Raw genomic sequence first — 14,924 nt, forward strand, 5'->3', positions numbered from 1 at the left:
TTTTAATTGCAAGCCCATGACAGAAATAAATTGTAGCAGTAATGAATACACCTAAGATTTCAATACTAACGCATGATATTAGTGGGGGGGCATTTACGAACCTCTGCACGGCGCTCGTACGAGGATTTCAGGAACTGGGAGTAGATTGCAATTTAGTTATTTTGTACGCTAGTGATAAAGAATTAGCTAAGTATTCTGATATCCCCATTGTAACTTTGAATGTAAAACGCACTACTTTCTCGCTCATGGCAACTGTTCGCTATCTGCGTGAATATCAGCCAGATACCATCTTACCCATGCCTTGGTATTTCAATATTGTGGCGATTTGGGCACGGTATATTTCAGGAGTAAAGACAAAAGTAATTATTGGAGAACACAACATCATTAGCTTAGAAGCTAGTGTTGAGCACCGTGATAAACTTCATCTCCGTTTCTTACCAGTTCTCATGCGGTATACATATCCGCACGGTGACGGATTAGTTGGAGTATCGAAAGATACGATTACTGATTTAGTTGAGACGCTCAAGATTGCTGCGAAAATTCCAATGCGGGTAATTTTGAATCCAATTAACCCTGTTCGCTTACAGAAACTTGCCCGAGAGCCAATTACCCATCCTTGGTTTCAAAACTCGGAGATTCCAGTAATAGTCACAACTGCCCGATTAGCAAAGCAAAAACAGATAGATAACTTGCTTAGAGCTTTTGCTCGAGCGATCGAGGAGACTCCGAGCAGATTGGTAATTTTAGGAGAAGGTCCATTGAGAGCCGATCTAGAAATCCTATGCCAGAATCTTGGCATTAAAGAATCAGTGTGGATGCCTGGATACGAGCCAAGTCCTTATCGCTATATGGCTAACTGCGATCTATTTGTCTTAGCTTCGGCTTGGGAAGGTTGCCCGATCGCACTGCAAGAAGCAATGGCATGTGGAGCAGCAGTAGTAGTCACAGATGCCCCTGGGGGAATGAAAGATATTGTCGATGATGGCAAGTATGGCATGATGGTACCAACGGGCGATCCTGATGCTTTAGCTAAGGGAATGCTGCAAATACTGACACAGCCTGATTTAAAGCAACATTATCGAGAACAAGCAAAGCAGCGATCGCAGGATTTTCATTATTTGAATATCAGCAAACAGTACTTTGACTTTTGTCTATCTGTACTAGCATCCCATTCTAAGAACAAGGAGATCGTTTAGTTATGAAGGTTTTGCTGTCAGCTTATGCCTGTGAGCCAGGACGAGGGACAGAACTCGGAGTAGGCTGGAACACAGCTTGGGAAATTGCTAAGTACCACGAAGTGTGGGTGTTGACGCGACCTGATGATGGGCGAGAAGCGATCGAATCAGAGCTCAGTCGCAATCCAAATCCAAATCTACACTTTGTCTATTTTACACTTCCTGTTTTGGGATCTATTTGGCGATTTGGATCTATTGCCTTCCTGATTCACTACTATTTTTGGCAGGTACAGGCATATTTTGTGGCTCGCCGCTTGCACCAAGAAATCAACTTTGATGTGGCTCACCATGTGACATTTGTACGGCACTCAACACCCAGTTTTCTAGCATTGCTCCCGATTCCTTTCATCTGGGGGCCGGTGGGTGGCGGTGAATCAGCACCCAATCCGTTTTGGCGAGATTTCAGCTTTCGCAATAGAGTTTACGAAATTCTGCGTAGCGCGGCAAGATGGTTTGGCGAACGCGATCCATTTGCCCGCATGACGGCTCGTCGTAGCACTATTGTGCGGGTTACCACTCAGGATACTGCTATTCGCGTTCAAGAAATGGGTGCAAAGAAGATCGAAGTATTTCCTGAAGCCAGTCTCACCAAAGAAGAGATCGTGCGCCTAACCCAATATGCCAGTACGGATATTACTGTAGCTCGATTTATTAGCATGGGTCGCCTTTTGCATTGGAAAGGCTTTCACCTTGGGTTGCGAGCGTTTGCTCTGGCAGGACTCCCAGAGGCTGAGTATTGGGTTTTTGGGGATGGTCCCGAACGCCAAAGATTGGAGTCTCTAGCCGCAGAGTTAGGTATCGCCAACCAAGTTAAATTTTGGAATCGGCTGCCACGGGATGAAGTTCTTCAGAAGCTAGGAAGTTGTACTGCGCTAGTTCATCCCAGTTTGCATGATTCTGGAGGGTGGGTTTGCCTGGAAGCTATGACAGCAGCACGACCAGTGATTTGTCTTAATTTAGGTGGACCTGCCATTCAGGTAACTGATAAAACGGGGTTTAAAGTAAATGCCTCCGATCCCGATCTTGCCGTTCAAGGTTTGGCAGCAGCAATGGTGCGTTTGGCAAATGATCCTGAACTGAGATTGGCAATGGGGCAAGCAGGTCAACTACGAGTCAAGGAGTTCTACAATTGGGAGATTCGCGGACAACAGATCGTCAAGCTGTATGGAGATGTGGTTAGGGCGACGTCGCTATCAGTTGGGGTTAGTTCGTAAATGAGAGTTTTAACCGTCCACAACAACTACCTGCAACCTGGCGGCGAAGAGCAAATTTTTGCTACGGAGAGCGCTCTACTGGAATCCTACAGGCATGAAGTTTTGCGCTACACCCTCGACAACGACCAGATTTCTCGGACAAATCCGCTTTTGCTGGCTAAAAATACGGTGTGGAACAGCACGGTTTACGATGAATTGCGATCGCTAATCCGCCAAAAAAAGCCGCAAATTGCACATTTTCACAACACCTTTCCCTTGATTTCTCCCGCAGCCTATTATGCTGCTAAAGATGAGGGTGTAGTCGTCGTGCAAACATTGCATAACTATCGACTGCTCTGTCCTAATGCCCTCTTTTTTCGAGAAGGGCGCGTTTGTGAAGATTGCCTGGATAAAGTGCTGCCGTTACCAGGTATTATGCATGGCTGCTATCGAGGTAGTCGGAGCGCAAGTGCGATGGTGGCTGCAACGGTGAGTTTTCACTCCCTGCTAGGTACCTGGAATAAGGCGGTAGATGCGTTCATTGTCTACAGCCAGTTTGCGATGAACAAGTTTATTCAGGGTGGCTTACCTGCCGAAAAACTTGCCTTTAAAACCAACTTTCTACATCCCGCACCTTCAGTCGGTGAAGGTAAGGGTGGCTATGCTGTATTTGTTGGGCGGCTGTCGGTCGAAAAAGGGCTAGGAGTAATGCTGGAAGCATGGCGACAACTCGATCGCAAGATCCCGCTCAAAATCCTAGGAGACGGCCCAATGGCTGGTTTAGTAACTGAGGCGGCACAGGAAATACCTGAAATAGAATGGTTGGGGCGCAAACCTTTAGAAGAAGTATATGAAATAGTTGGTAATGCATCCTTTCTCGTGTTTCCTTCCGAGTGGTATGAGACGTTTGGGAGGGTAGCGATCGAAGCTTTTGCAAAGGGTACTCCAGTGATAGCCTCCAACATTGGGGCGATTGCAGAACTCGTAGAACATGGTCGTAACGGATTGCTTTTCTGCCCTAGTGACCCCACCGATCTGGCACGCAAGATCGATTGGCTCCTGGCACATCCTCAAGAAATGAGTCAGATGAGATTAGCGGCACGAGCAGAGTTTGAGGCTAAGTATACCGCTGACGACAATTGCAAGCGGCTCATAGAGATTTACCAAACTGCTATCAATCGGTAACTAGCTGACGACAATTGCAAGCGGCTCATAGAGATTTACCAAACTGCTATCAATCGGTAACTATAGGATAAATGCGATGCGTATTAAAAGCCTAAGTCTATATCAATTTAGATATCTAAATCTTGACAACCTATACCCACTTTATATCTAGCTAATCGGCTATTTAATAAAGTTTTGAGCATACCTTCCGATGCTGCTTGTAAACTCAATTACAACAGTTAATCCATACTAATTCCTCTGATTGGCTAACCTCTTGCATTGGCAAAGCTGGAACGGTTATGTTTACTGACACTGCCCGATGCTACTATCGTGGGAAACCACCTTCAAAAAGCGATCGCGCCGCGATTTTTTCCACTATTTCAGCTATCGTCCTAAAAATCCCTTCTACTGCGATCGCTCTCCCCTATCTAGCCAGCAAATTGCAGACTTTAACAAACAGCTTCCGCCCCATCTTCAAGGATATCTCACCTGGAGAGAGCAGTACCCAGGCATTGGACGATACATTCCCAAAAATTATATGCGAGTTGATAATTGGTAATCGCTAAATATTAATGTTTATTACTATTTTCTGTATCCAAATAGGAGGAACAGCAATAGTAGGACTGGTAATTTTTATGAGTTGCTTAACTGCTTTGGGTAGTTTGGCAATTTTAAATATCCATCCCTATCTTGGCTAAAAGCTCACCTATAAACGCAGATATTTTGGTTGTGGAAGGATGGCTACCAGACTATGCCATCCAGTCAGCAGTAACTGAATTCAAACAGGGTTCATATCACAAACTTATTACAATTGGTGGTTCGTTGCCCAAAGGCTTCTATTTATCTGAATATAAAACCTTTGCGGAACTTGCTGCGGCAACTTTAATGGCTCTTGGTGTTGATCGAGAGCAACTGATCGTAGTTTCCGATCCCAGCCAATCTCAAAGTCGAACCTACAATTCTGCTGTGATACTCAATCAATGGTTATCCACTTCAGAACTACAGATAAAATCACTTAATATCTATACTCTCGGTACGCATGCTCGCCGAAGTTGGTTGCTATTTAAGCAGGCACTAGCAACCAAAATATCAGTGGGGATTATTGCAACTGAGCCATTAAACTACGATTCGAAAAATTGGTGGCACTCTAGTGAAGGGGTTCGAACAGTCATTCCTGAACTACTTGCCTACCTGTATGCGTGCATCTTCAAATTTTGATGTTACTTGGAGTGAAAGTGAGATCTCTGACTACACAAGGATCTATGAGAACTAGGGCGCTCTTGAAATCGATGGCTATTTCGATCGCAAAGATACTTCTACCTAATTTGTGGCAAAAGTGGGAGCAACAGAAAGCTCATTTGAATGATTGGCCGCAACTGAAAGTATATCAACAGAGCAACCTTGCTCTTGCTGCTCTAGAAACAGACGAACATCGGGTTGTCTTCTTTGGTGATTCCATTACTGAGTTCTGGGATTTGAAAGCAGCTTTCCCAGAGAAAAATTATATCAATCGTGGTATCTCTGGACAAACAACTGCACAAATGCTCGTCCGCTTTCGTCCAGATGCAATCTCCTTACGCCCCAAGGTTATTGTAATCCTCGCAGGGATAAACGACATTGCCGGAAATACAGGATCGATGACCCTCGAAGCGATCGAAGGTAATTATTTATCTATGTCCCAAATTGCTCGAAGCAGTGGTATTAGCGTTATCTTCGCTTCGGTCTTACCCATCCACGATTGCAGCCCCATAAAACAATCCGATCCATATTCTCCTGAAAAGATTCGCGCATTAAATAACTGGCTACAACTTCACTGCAATGAGCAGCAGCACATCTATCTTGACTATCACAGTCATATGATAGACAGTCATGGGATGTTACAAACAGAGCTATCTGACGATGGAGTACATCCAAATATGAAAGGCTACAAGATAATGACTGCATTGGCAGAAACTTATATTCAGAAAGTGTTTCAGCAATTAGAACTTATTACACGCAACGCTACATTATTATCATGATCTAAGAAATAGATGTGAGCCTAATTCTTTGCTGACTCACAATAATAATCTGGATATACTAGTAATTTACCTTTCCCTCAAACATGAGAAGTCCAATAGTTATGAAGCTGTTAATTCTAGGTATATTTCTCTCCTTACCTTTAGTTTTTGTATCGCTCTCAAAACAAGAAAATGCTGGTGATAGGGCTGATAGAAATCTTGTCAGAAATACAGAAAAACAACTCAAAGCAGCTAACCAACCTGGAGAGAATATCATTTTTCCAGCAGATGCTGGCGTACTCAATGTTAAAGACTTTGGGGCAAAGGGGGATGGCGTTACTGATGACACAGCAGCAATTCAAGCTCTACTCAACGCTTACCCTAATGGTCAGCGAATTATTTATCTGCCCAATGGAACTTACTTGGTCTCTGAAACATTAAGATGGCCAGCAGGTACCCCAGGCAAGGGTGATGACTACAAGAATACTATTTTGCAGGGACAGAGCGAGCAAGGGGTAATTATTAAACTGAGAGATCGTGCTGCTGGCTTTACAAATGAGTTATTCCCCAAAGCGGTTATTTTCACCGGTCCCGCTCCTGCACAACGATTCGGCAACTCAATTCGCAACCTGACTGTAGATACGGGAAATGGAAATTCTGGGGCGATCGGCGTCCAGTTTAACGCCAGCAACCAAGGTTCCATGCGCAATGTGACTATCCAATCTGGAGATGGGCTGGGCGTTAATGGATTGGACATGAACTTTGCTGATGAAATTGGACCGTTGTTGATTAATGGGGTCACAGTAAAGGGTTTTAGGTATGGTATTCGAACTGGTTACAGAGTTAACAGTCAGACGTTTGAGAATATCACACTTCAGGACCAAAGCGAGTACGGACTTTACAATACAGGACAGATTATCAATATTCGGAAACTGCATAGCAATAACACCGTTACTGCAATTTACAATGCAGGTGGACGCATGACTGTTATTGACTCAACATTAAATGGCACTGGCAATGCTTCGAGTAAACCTGCGATCAAGAGTGATTTCCCTCTAGATCTTCTGGTTAGAAATGTGACAACTTCAGGCTATCAATCAGCAATCCAGAATGCTGGTACTACCCTTGTAGGGCCAGGTATTGTAGAGCTTGTGTCTGGTGCGATAATCAGCCAGTTCTCATCTCCAGCGCGAACTATGAATCTGCCAATTAAGGAGACCCCAGATGTTCCTTGGGATGACCCGATCCAAACTCCTTGGGCAAATGTAGTATCTTATGGTGCTGTACCAAATGATGGTAAGGATGATACAGATGCAATTCAAGCTGCTATTGACTCAGGGCAGACAACAGTTTACTTTCCAGTTGGATATTACAACCTGCAAGGAACCATCTTAATCCGCAAGAATGTTCGTCGAATTATCGGGACAGAGTCACTTGTTGAGGTACCAAATACAGTCAGTCCAGGTTTTAAAGTTGTGGATGGGACAAGTCCAGTTGTCGTGTTTGAGCGGATTAGCAGTGGATACAATCCAACTCCCACGCTTGAAAATGCTTCAGCCAGAACTTTAGTTATTCGCGATGCTACTAATGTATCTGGTAATATGACAGGATCTGGAGATGTATTTATTGAAAATGTAGTCTCCAACCCATGGCAAAGTTGGACGTTTAATAAACAAAACATCTGGGCACGCCAGTTCAACGTGGAGAACGAAGGCACTCATATTACGAACAATGGTGGGAATTTGTGGATTTTGGGACTAAAAACAGAGCGCGGTGGAACGTTAATTGAAACCAGAGGGAGTGGCAAGACAGAAGTACTGGGATGTTTAGCTTACACAACTACAGGTGGCCCAAATAACACCCAAAGTTTCCCAATGTTCATCAATGATAAGTCTTCAGTTTCTATTAGTTGTGGAGAAGTTAACCACGGGGCACCAAACTATAAGATCTACGTTAGAGAGACAAGGGGTAACACCACTCGGGATTTACCCGCAAGTAGCCTGACAAATTATGTTGACACAGGAAAGCATATTCCGCTCTACGTGGGATATTAGACAGAGTGTTAGACACTCAATACCGCAGATCCTAAATTAAAAATCGTTTAGAAACTGGACATGGAAAATATTAGATCCTTTCTACACGCTAATGATGATTTTTTGCCAAACATCAATACGGATTCCCAAACACTAATTGGATATGGCTCCGATCCCTGTAATCTCTCTCACGGTTCTGGTCACAGGCAATCTGCGATCTCATCGAAAGAGCTAGGATTTCTGGATGACCATATTATTGCTTCTTGGTTGGAGCGATATCCCAAAATTGAGGTAGCAGTTCTTAGGGAAGCACTACGAATAACTGTAGAGCATCTAGCTGCTTTTGCCACATCTACAGATTTTCCTCAAAAGATGGGTCTGACTTTTGGAGATTCCCTTTTAAATAACCAGTTGACAAACTTACATAATGAGTGGTTAGAAGGCGACTATTGGAATTTTCCTAATATCAAGATTTTGCCTGGAGAGCAGCTAAATGGTGCATTTGGAGCTTTTGGACGGGAAACAAATACTATTTATCTGGCACAGGATTATATCGCTCGCAATGCTGCCAATCCTGAAACGATTTCAAGCGTATTGCTAGAAGAATTAGGTCACTTTGTTGATTCAAAAATTAATTTGAACGATGCTCCAGGTGATGAAGGTGCAATTTTTGCAGCACTTGTGCAAAGTGGTAATCTAGATAATTCAACCTTCCAAGCACTCAAAGCAAAAGACGACAGCGCTACCATTACTTTGGGTGAAAAGGTTATCCAGGTCGAACAAGCTACGACGGACACAGGAAATGGCTTGCGAGGAGAGTATTTCGATAATGCTAACTTGACCAACCTTAAACAAACTCGCACTGACAGCACTGTTAACTTCAACTGGGGAACAGGTTCTCCTGATGCTGCGATCGCTTCCAATACTTTTTCAGCCCGTTGGACAGGACAAATACTGCCCACTACTTCTGGTACCTATACGTTTTTTGTGCAGGCAGATGATGGGGTGCGATTGTGGGTAAATGGCAGGCGGTTGATTAATGATTGGGAAGACTATGGGACTGTTCGCGAAAGGCGCGGAACTATCTCTTTGAATGCCGGACTGCAATATGACATCCGACTCGAATATTTTGAAGAGAGCGGACAGGCATCTGCTGTCCTACTATGGTCAGGGCCGGGGGTAACTAAACAGGTTATTCCCCAAAGCCAGCTATTCTCAACCTCCCTGGTCGATTCAACCTTGCCAACTGCTACGGCAACAGCAGCAAATGTCACAACCGCAGGCAGTGCTACCTATGACTTTACCGTTACCTATTCGGATAATGTAGCGGTGAATGCCTCAACCATTGATGGTAGTGATGTGCGAATTACTGGCCCCAATAATTTCGATCGGCTTGCCAGTCTGGTGAGTATCAATCCCAGCGGTAATGGCACACCGCGCACGGCAACCTATCGCATTACTGCACCCGGTGATGCTTGGGATAATACTGATAATGGAACATACACTTTAGCGTTGCAAGCCAACCAGGTCAGCGATACCAGCGGTAACTTTGTCGCAGCCAATACTTTAGGAACCTTCTTAGTAAATCTGATGCCGCCTAGCTCTGGTGAAAATACCATCTTTCCAGCAGATGCAGGTGTTATCAATGTCAAAGACTTTGGTGCTAAAGGAGATGGGGGTACCGACGACACAGTGGCAATTCAGTCAGCGCTTAACGCCTTTCCCAATGGCAAGCGCATCATTTATTTACCGAATGGCACTTATCTAGTCTCGAAGACATTAAGCTGGCCTGAGGGCAGTCCAGGGACAGGGGATGACTTCAAAAATACTATCTTGCAAGGGCAAAGTGAAGGATCGACAATTATCAAATTAGTTGATGATGCTTCAGATTTTAACGATCCCAACAATCCGAAAGCTGTAATCTTTACCGGTCCAGCTCCTGCTCAAAGATTTGGCAACTCGATTCGTAACTTGACAGTAGATACTGGGAACAATAATCCTGGTGCGATCGGCATTCAGTTTAATGCCAGTAACCAGGGTTCCATGCGTCAAGTAACAGTGAGATCGGGTGATGGACAGGGGATTGTCGGATTGGATTTTGATTTTACAGATGAAATCGGACCACTTCTGGTGAAGGATGTTACAGTCAATGGGTTTCAGTATGGTATTCAGAGCGGCTACACCGTCAATAGCCAGACCTTTGAAAATATTACGCTCCAGAATCAAAGCGTCTATGGCTTCTGGAATTACAGCCAGGTAGTCAATATCCGCAATTTGACCAGTACCAATTCGGTCCCGGCAATTTACAATGCCCTTGCTGATAGTTTTAACCCGAATGGATTAGGTCATATGACCCTGCTTAATGCCTCTCTCAAGGGCATTGGCAGTGCTTCCAGCCAGCCAGCTATTGTTAATGGCGGAACCCTGCTAGCCCGAGGGATCGCGACCACAGGCTATCAGTCTGCGATCGCCAGCGGCAGCACGACGATCTCTGAACCTACTGTCAATGAGTTTGTGTCAAAACCCGTGACGAGTTTGTTTACATCGCCCGCTCAAACATTAAATTTACCCATTCGAGAAACCCCTGATGTGCCCTGGGATAACCTGACAGACTGGGCAAATGTAGTGTCTTTTGGTGCCGTTCCCAACGATGGCCTCGATGATACAGTTGCAATCCAGGCGGCGATCGATTCCGGCAGCACTACAGTCTATCTTCCCGTTGGTAGTTATAACCTTCAAGACACTGTCTTTATTCGTAATAATGTTCGCCGGATTATTGGGACAGAAGCACTCGTTGATGTACCTAATACAGTTAATCCCGGCTTCAAAGTGGTTAACGGTAGCAGTCCAGTAGTTGTGTTTGAGCGGATTAGTAGTGGCTTTGCCTCTACCCCAACACTTGAGAATGCTTCGGCAAGGACGCTAGTTATTCGCGATGCCATTAACGTGGCTGGCAATATGACGGGATCTGGCGATGTGTTTATTGAAAATGTTGTCTCCAGTCCATTCCAAAATTGGACATTTAACGGACAAAATGTTTGGGCACGCCAATTTAACGTGGAGAACTCGGGTACTCACATTACGAATAATGGCGGTAACCTTTGGATTTTAGGACTGAAGACCGAACGAGGCGGCACCTTGATTGACACAAGAGGTGGTGGGAAAACAGAATTATTGGGTGGCCTAGCTTACACTACTACGCCTGGTCCTGACGGCACCCAAAACTCCCCGATGTTTATCAACAATGAGTCTTCAGTCTCCTTTAGCTTGGCTGAGGTGAACTATGGCGCGCCCAACTACACCACTTACATTAGAGAAACCCGAGGAGGAGTGACTCGTGACTTATCCGGTAGTAGCTTGCCAAACTACTGGGGAAGTGGCAAAGATATCCCCCTGTATGTAGGATATTCGGGCAATTAAACAACATGTCTCTAGTGTTGCAAATCATAAATTTTGCAACATGGGGGAATGGGGGCAAAGCCCCCAGAAGGGGGTGAAACCCCCTCCACCCCCTCCAAAACTTTGGTTTTGGTGTACTAGCTTTGTATTTGGGTATAAAACCGATCGCAACCAGACTAAACCTTCCCGAGTTTTTCACTTATTTCGCCTATAAATGTACTCAATAAGTAAAAAATAAAAACAACAGGGGAGGAGATTGAGGATGCAATCTCAGAGAAAACTTAAGGTCGTGCAACCTGACCAACCTGAAGTACGACTCTTAGCAGGCAAGAAAATTGTTAAGGTTCTTTCTGAGCAAAATCTGCAATCCCTCGATCGCAGTGTGGGGGAGGCGAAAAACAACCTGCTTCAGCAGGAACTACATTGCTCTGCCTCTAGTAAAGCTAAGCGTTTTATTGATGTTGTGGGTGCGATCGCTGGTCTAATTATTACCGCCATTATTTTTATCCCTATTGCAGTGGCAATCTATATAGACAGCCCTGGGTCTGTCCTTTATTCGCAAATCCGCTGCGGGTTGCAAGGCAATCTCTTTACGATTTGGAAATTTCGGACAATGTGTACTGATGCCGATCGCAAGCAGCATCTGGTTGAAAACGAAGTTGAAGGGCATGTCTTTAAAAACAAAAATGACCCCCGCGTCACCCGAGTCGGCAAGTTCCTACGTTCCACTAGCTTAGATGAGTTCCCCCAATTTTGGAACGTGTTAAAAGGGGAGATGAGTCTAGTCGGCACTCGTCCCCCTACCCCCAATGAGGTCGAGAAATACGAAGGTCATCACTATCAGCGCTTGCTAGTAAGGCCAGGCATTACAGGTGAGTGGCAGGTACGCGGTCGGTCTGGAGTCAAAAGTTTTGACGACATCGTGCGTCTAGACATCGATTACCAGCGCAAATGGTCTCCCCTTTACGATCTGAGTCTGATCGTGCAAACCATAGGTGTTGTATTTAAACGAGACGGAGCGTATTAGAAAGCTATCGGCGTTCGGCAGTCAGATCCCTTCTTGGCGATCTGAGCAGATCGCATAGAACTGCCGTGACGTGTATTCCTTAAAGCACCATTCATTTATCATCTAACGTGAGTTCGGGTTAAGCCGAAGGTAGCAAATTGTGGTCAATGGCAATCGCGGGCTTCTTGGGTTGGTGACAGTAGGCAATCAATCCGCAGTTGAGTCCGGCACACGTCCAGCGATCGCGCGAACGTAGGCACGGCTTAAAGCTTCGGCAATGTGTTGGGCAGTTAACAAAGTTGCTTACTGGTAAGACAAGGCTAAATATAGTACCAATTTCCATAGGCTTTATGCACCAGCTTAGCTGTGTCAGTCCGCTACAAGATAGCGATCTCGCTATGGCGTTGTTTGTGGAGAAGAGGTTGATGAAGAATTTGTTGGGGCAGGAGAGTTTTGTACAGGATTACTTTTCAAAGAATCAACTTTTGAAGCGAAAGTGTAATAAGAAAGTATGTTGGTTCCTATGACTGTTACTAATGCAAAAAATAGCCCAATTAGATTATTCCTGAAGTGACTATCAACAGAACCTTCTATCTTTGATACTTGTTGACTTAACCTGGCAAAATCATCTTTAGAGACCAAAGGACTAGTTGAATTTGATAATTCGAGACTGATCAGAATTTTGTGTAAGCGGTCTAGAATCACAAAAACCAAGGAGACCGCAACATGTTAAGAGGCAAACAAGCAACTAATCGTACAGATGAACTACTAGACGAGTTGGTGTCAGAGTGCCATAGCCCCGAGGACATTCTAGGAGAATCGGGCTTACTGAAGCAACTGAGTCAACGACTAATCGAGCGAGCGCTCACGGGAGAGCTGAGCCATCACCTCAAATCAAGCACGCCTAAGGGAGAGGAAGCGGTAGAAGACGAAGTTGTGCGACGCAACAGCCGCAATGGCTACTCGCAGAAGACGGTGCAGTCGCAACAGGGCGAAATGGAGTTGTCGATACCGCGAGACCGTAACGGCGAGTTTGACCCCGTGCTGGTACCGAAACACCAAAGGCGAATAGCAGGACTCGATGAGAAAATCCTGGCTATGTATGCACGGGGATTAAGCACCCGAGACATTAGTGCTCAACTCGAAGAACTCTATGGTGCCAAGATCTCCGCCGCACTCATCAGTGAGGTCACTGATGCAGTTAGCGACGAGGTCAAGGCTTGGCAGTGCCGTCCCCTGGAACCTGTATATCCCATCATTTACCTCGATGCCCTCTACGTGAATATCAAGGTGTCGGGTCGGGTGAGCAAGCGAGCGGTCTATGTCGTCTTGGGTATTACGGTTGAGGGCAACAAAGAATTGCTTGGGCTGTGGATTGGGGAGGTGGAATCCGAAGGCGCTAAGTTCTGGCTCAAGGTGCTGACTGACCTCAAAAACCGTGGGGTCAAGGACATTCTGATTGCCTGTTGCGATGGCTTAGTGGGATTCCCCCAGGCGATTGAGGCTGTTTTCCCGCAAACCCAGGTGCAACTATGTATTGTGCATCTGATCCGCAACTGTTTGCGTCATGTGCCCTGGAAAGACGCTAAAGCTGTTGTGGCTGACCTCAAGCCCATTTATCATGCTGCCACTTTGGCAGAAGCCGAAGCTGCGCTTGAGGCTTTTGCCGCCAAGTGGGATCGCCTATACCCCGCGATTAGCCAAATCTGGCTGCGCCATTGGCAGAACATTATCCCCATCTTTGACTATCCCATGGACATCCGCAAAGTCATCTACACTACCAATGCCATTGAATCCCTCAATCGCTCCCTGCGCAAGGTGATTAAAACCAAGGCTGTCTTCCCCGATGAGGAATCTGTCTTCAAGCTCATGTTCTTGGCCATGCATAACATTGCCAAGCGTTGGACTCGCCCCCTTAAAGATTGGAAGGCAGCGTTGTCATATTTTGCTATCCTATTCCCAGGACGTTTAAATTACTGACCTTATTTCTCGCTTACACAAAAATCTGAGCACTCTCGATAATTCCTTTCTAATAACCTCCAGACTTGGAAGCTCTTTTACTTTTTCATTAATTCTATCTAAATCTAGCTCCCGAATTCCCTTAAGTGATGTCTCTAGAAGTTCCAGAGCTTTGCCTTGATTGTTAAATTTTTCTACAAAAATTTGAAATCTATCCTTAAGATTGTCATCAATACTGCTAGAGTATTTCTTAAAACGATCTGTTTCATCCTTAAATTCGTCTAATTTCTTATCAATGGCTCTAACGGATTCATTAGCTTCACGAATTAGTTTTTCATGTTCGCCTTTAGCAGCCTCCCACATAGAAAATAGGATCTCTTGCTTATCTGCTGTGAGCGCCAGCTTATCTCTTGTATCCTTGAGTTCTTCCCCGATCTTGTCAATAACCGTTTTCAAGCTATTTAGGAATTGAATACGATCTTCTTCTGTAGGTTTAGTTGTCATAATCTTACAATCATAAACAATTGTTAATTTTTTATGTCCTAATGCTTCTAAACGTCAAGTAGGCTTCCAGTAATTATATTCTTGATTTTCTTAAATCTGGCACCAGCATATAATCATAATAAAGCACCAATAAGTGTTCGCCCCTACAAATCCGTCACATAATGCAGAATCTTTACATGATTATTATCAATACTCCGGACAAATTTTGGGAATCAACGCTAGAATTAGGATTCTAGTCAAGTTATTCATTGAGTTGATGAACGAGAAATCAAAGGTTTCAGACTTTCTCTAAAAAATGTCCGAACCATTGATTATGTAGATTTGAATTATACAGAAACTTTACTTTATAGTAATTCCCTACTTGATGCCACGAAAACATTCTGCCTATTCAACGTACGTGGGGATTGCTAGGTGGCAGATTTTGCATAATTAAT

General features: G+C 44.7%; 11 protein-coding genes. 10 read left to right on the plus strand and 1 reads right to left on the minus strand.

What is annotated here, in order from left to right; genetic code table 11:
• Positions 1–41: 41 nt before the first annotated feature.
• The 10 genes from PSE6802_RS0124645 (at position 42) to PSE6802_RS0124695 (ending at position 14,007) form a co-directional block, all read left to right on the plus strand.
• Positions 42–1,196 (plus strand): glycosyltransferase, encoded by a 1,155-nt coding sequence (locus tag PSE6802_RS0124645; protein WP_019502682.1) that lies wholly within the window; start codon positions 42–44, stop codon positions 1,194–1,196.
• A gap of 2 nt (positions 1,197–1,198) precedes the next feature.
• Positions 1,199–2,449 carry a glycosyltransferase family 4 protein gene (locus PSE6802_RS30230; protein WP_019502683.1) on the plus strand — a complete coding sequence of 417 codons (1,251 nt, stop codon included), beginning with the start codon at positions 1,199–1,201 and terminating at the stop codon, positions 2,447–2,449.
• Positions 2,450–3,613 carry a glycosyltransferase gene (locus PSE6802_RS0124655; RefSeq protein ID WP_019502684.1) on the plus strand — a complete coding sequence of 388 codons (1,164 nt, stop codon included), beginning with the start codon at positions 2,450–2,452 and terminating at the stop codon, positions 3,611–3,613. It abuts the gene before it with no gap.
• 298 nt (positions 3,614–3,911) lie between these two features.
• Positions 3,912–4,151 (plus strand): hypothetical protein, encoded by a 240-nt coding sequence (locus PSE6802_RS0124660; RefSeq protein ID WP_156815649.1) that lies wholly within the window; start codon positions 3,912–3,914, stop codon positions 4,149–4,151.
• Positions 4,152–4,282: 131 nt separating this feature from the next.
• The gene (locus tag PSE6802_RS30235; RefSeq protein WP_202950727.1) at positions 4,283–4,810 is read left to right on the plus strand and encodes an ElyC/SanA/YdcF family protein; all 528 of its coding nucleotides are present in this window, start codon (positions 4,283–4,285) and stop codon (positions 4,808–4,810) included.
• Positions 4,811–4,881: 71 nt separating this feature from the next.
• A complete protein-coding gene (locus PSE6802_RS30240; RefSeq protein ID WP_202950728.1) occupies positions 4,882–5,610 on the plus strand; it encodes a GDSL-type esterase/lipase family protein in 729 nt (242 codons plus the stop codon).
• An 83-nt stretch (positions 5,611–5,693) separates the two neighbouring features.
• Positions 5,694–7,643: a glycoside hydrolase family 55 protein gene (locus tag PSE6802_RS30245; RefSeq protein ID WP_026103542.1), complete on the plus strand. Its 1,950-nt coding sequence runs from the start codon at positions 5,694–5,696 to the stop codon at positions 7,641–7,643.
• A gap of 60 nt (positions 7,644–7,703) precedes the next feature.
• Positions 7,704–11,042 (plus strand): PA14 domain-containing protein, encoded by a 3,339-nt coding sequence (locus PSE6802_RS32885; protein WP_019502689.1) that lies wholly within the window; start codon positions 7,704–7,706, stop codon positions 11,040–11,042.
• A 241-nt stretch (positions 11,043–11,283) separates the two neighbouring features.
• Positions 11,284–12,048 (plus strand): sugar transferase, encoded by a 765-nt coding sequence (locus tag PSE6802_RS0124685; protein ID WP_019502690.1) that lies wholly within the window; start codon positions 11,284–11,286, stop codon positions 12,046–12,048.
• Positions 12,049–12,753: 705 nt separating this feature from the next.
• On the plus strand, positions 12,754–14,007 hold the full coding sequence (locus tag PSE6802_RS0124695; RefSeq protein ID WP_019498360.1) for an IS256 family transposase: 1,254 nt from the start codon (positions 12,754–12,756) through the stop codon (positions 14,005–14,007).
• Here the strand turns inward: PSE6802_RS0124695 and PSE6802_RS34360 are convergent.
• Positions 13,996–14,490 carry a hypothetical protein gene (locus tag PSE6802_RS34360; protein WP_019502692.1) on the minus strand — a complete coding sequence of 165 codons (495 nt, stop codon included), beginning with the start codon at positions 14,488–14,490 and terminating at the stop codon, positions 13,996–13,998. The two genes, PSE6802_RS0124695 and PSE6802_RS34360, sit on opposite strands and share 12 nt — an antisense overlap.
• Positions 14,491–14,924: the final 434 nt, after the last annotated feature.

This window comes from Pseudanabaena sp. PCC 6802, assembly GCF_000332175.1.
Classification (GTDB): Bacteria; Cyanobacteriota; Cyanobacteriia; order Pseudanabaenales; family Pseudanabaenaceae; genus PCC-6802.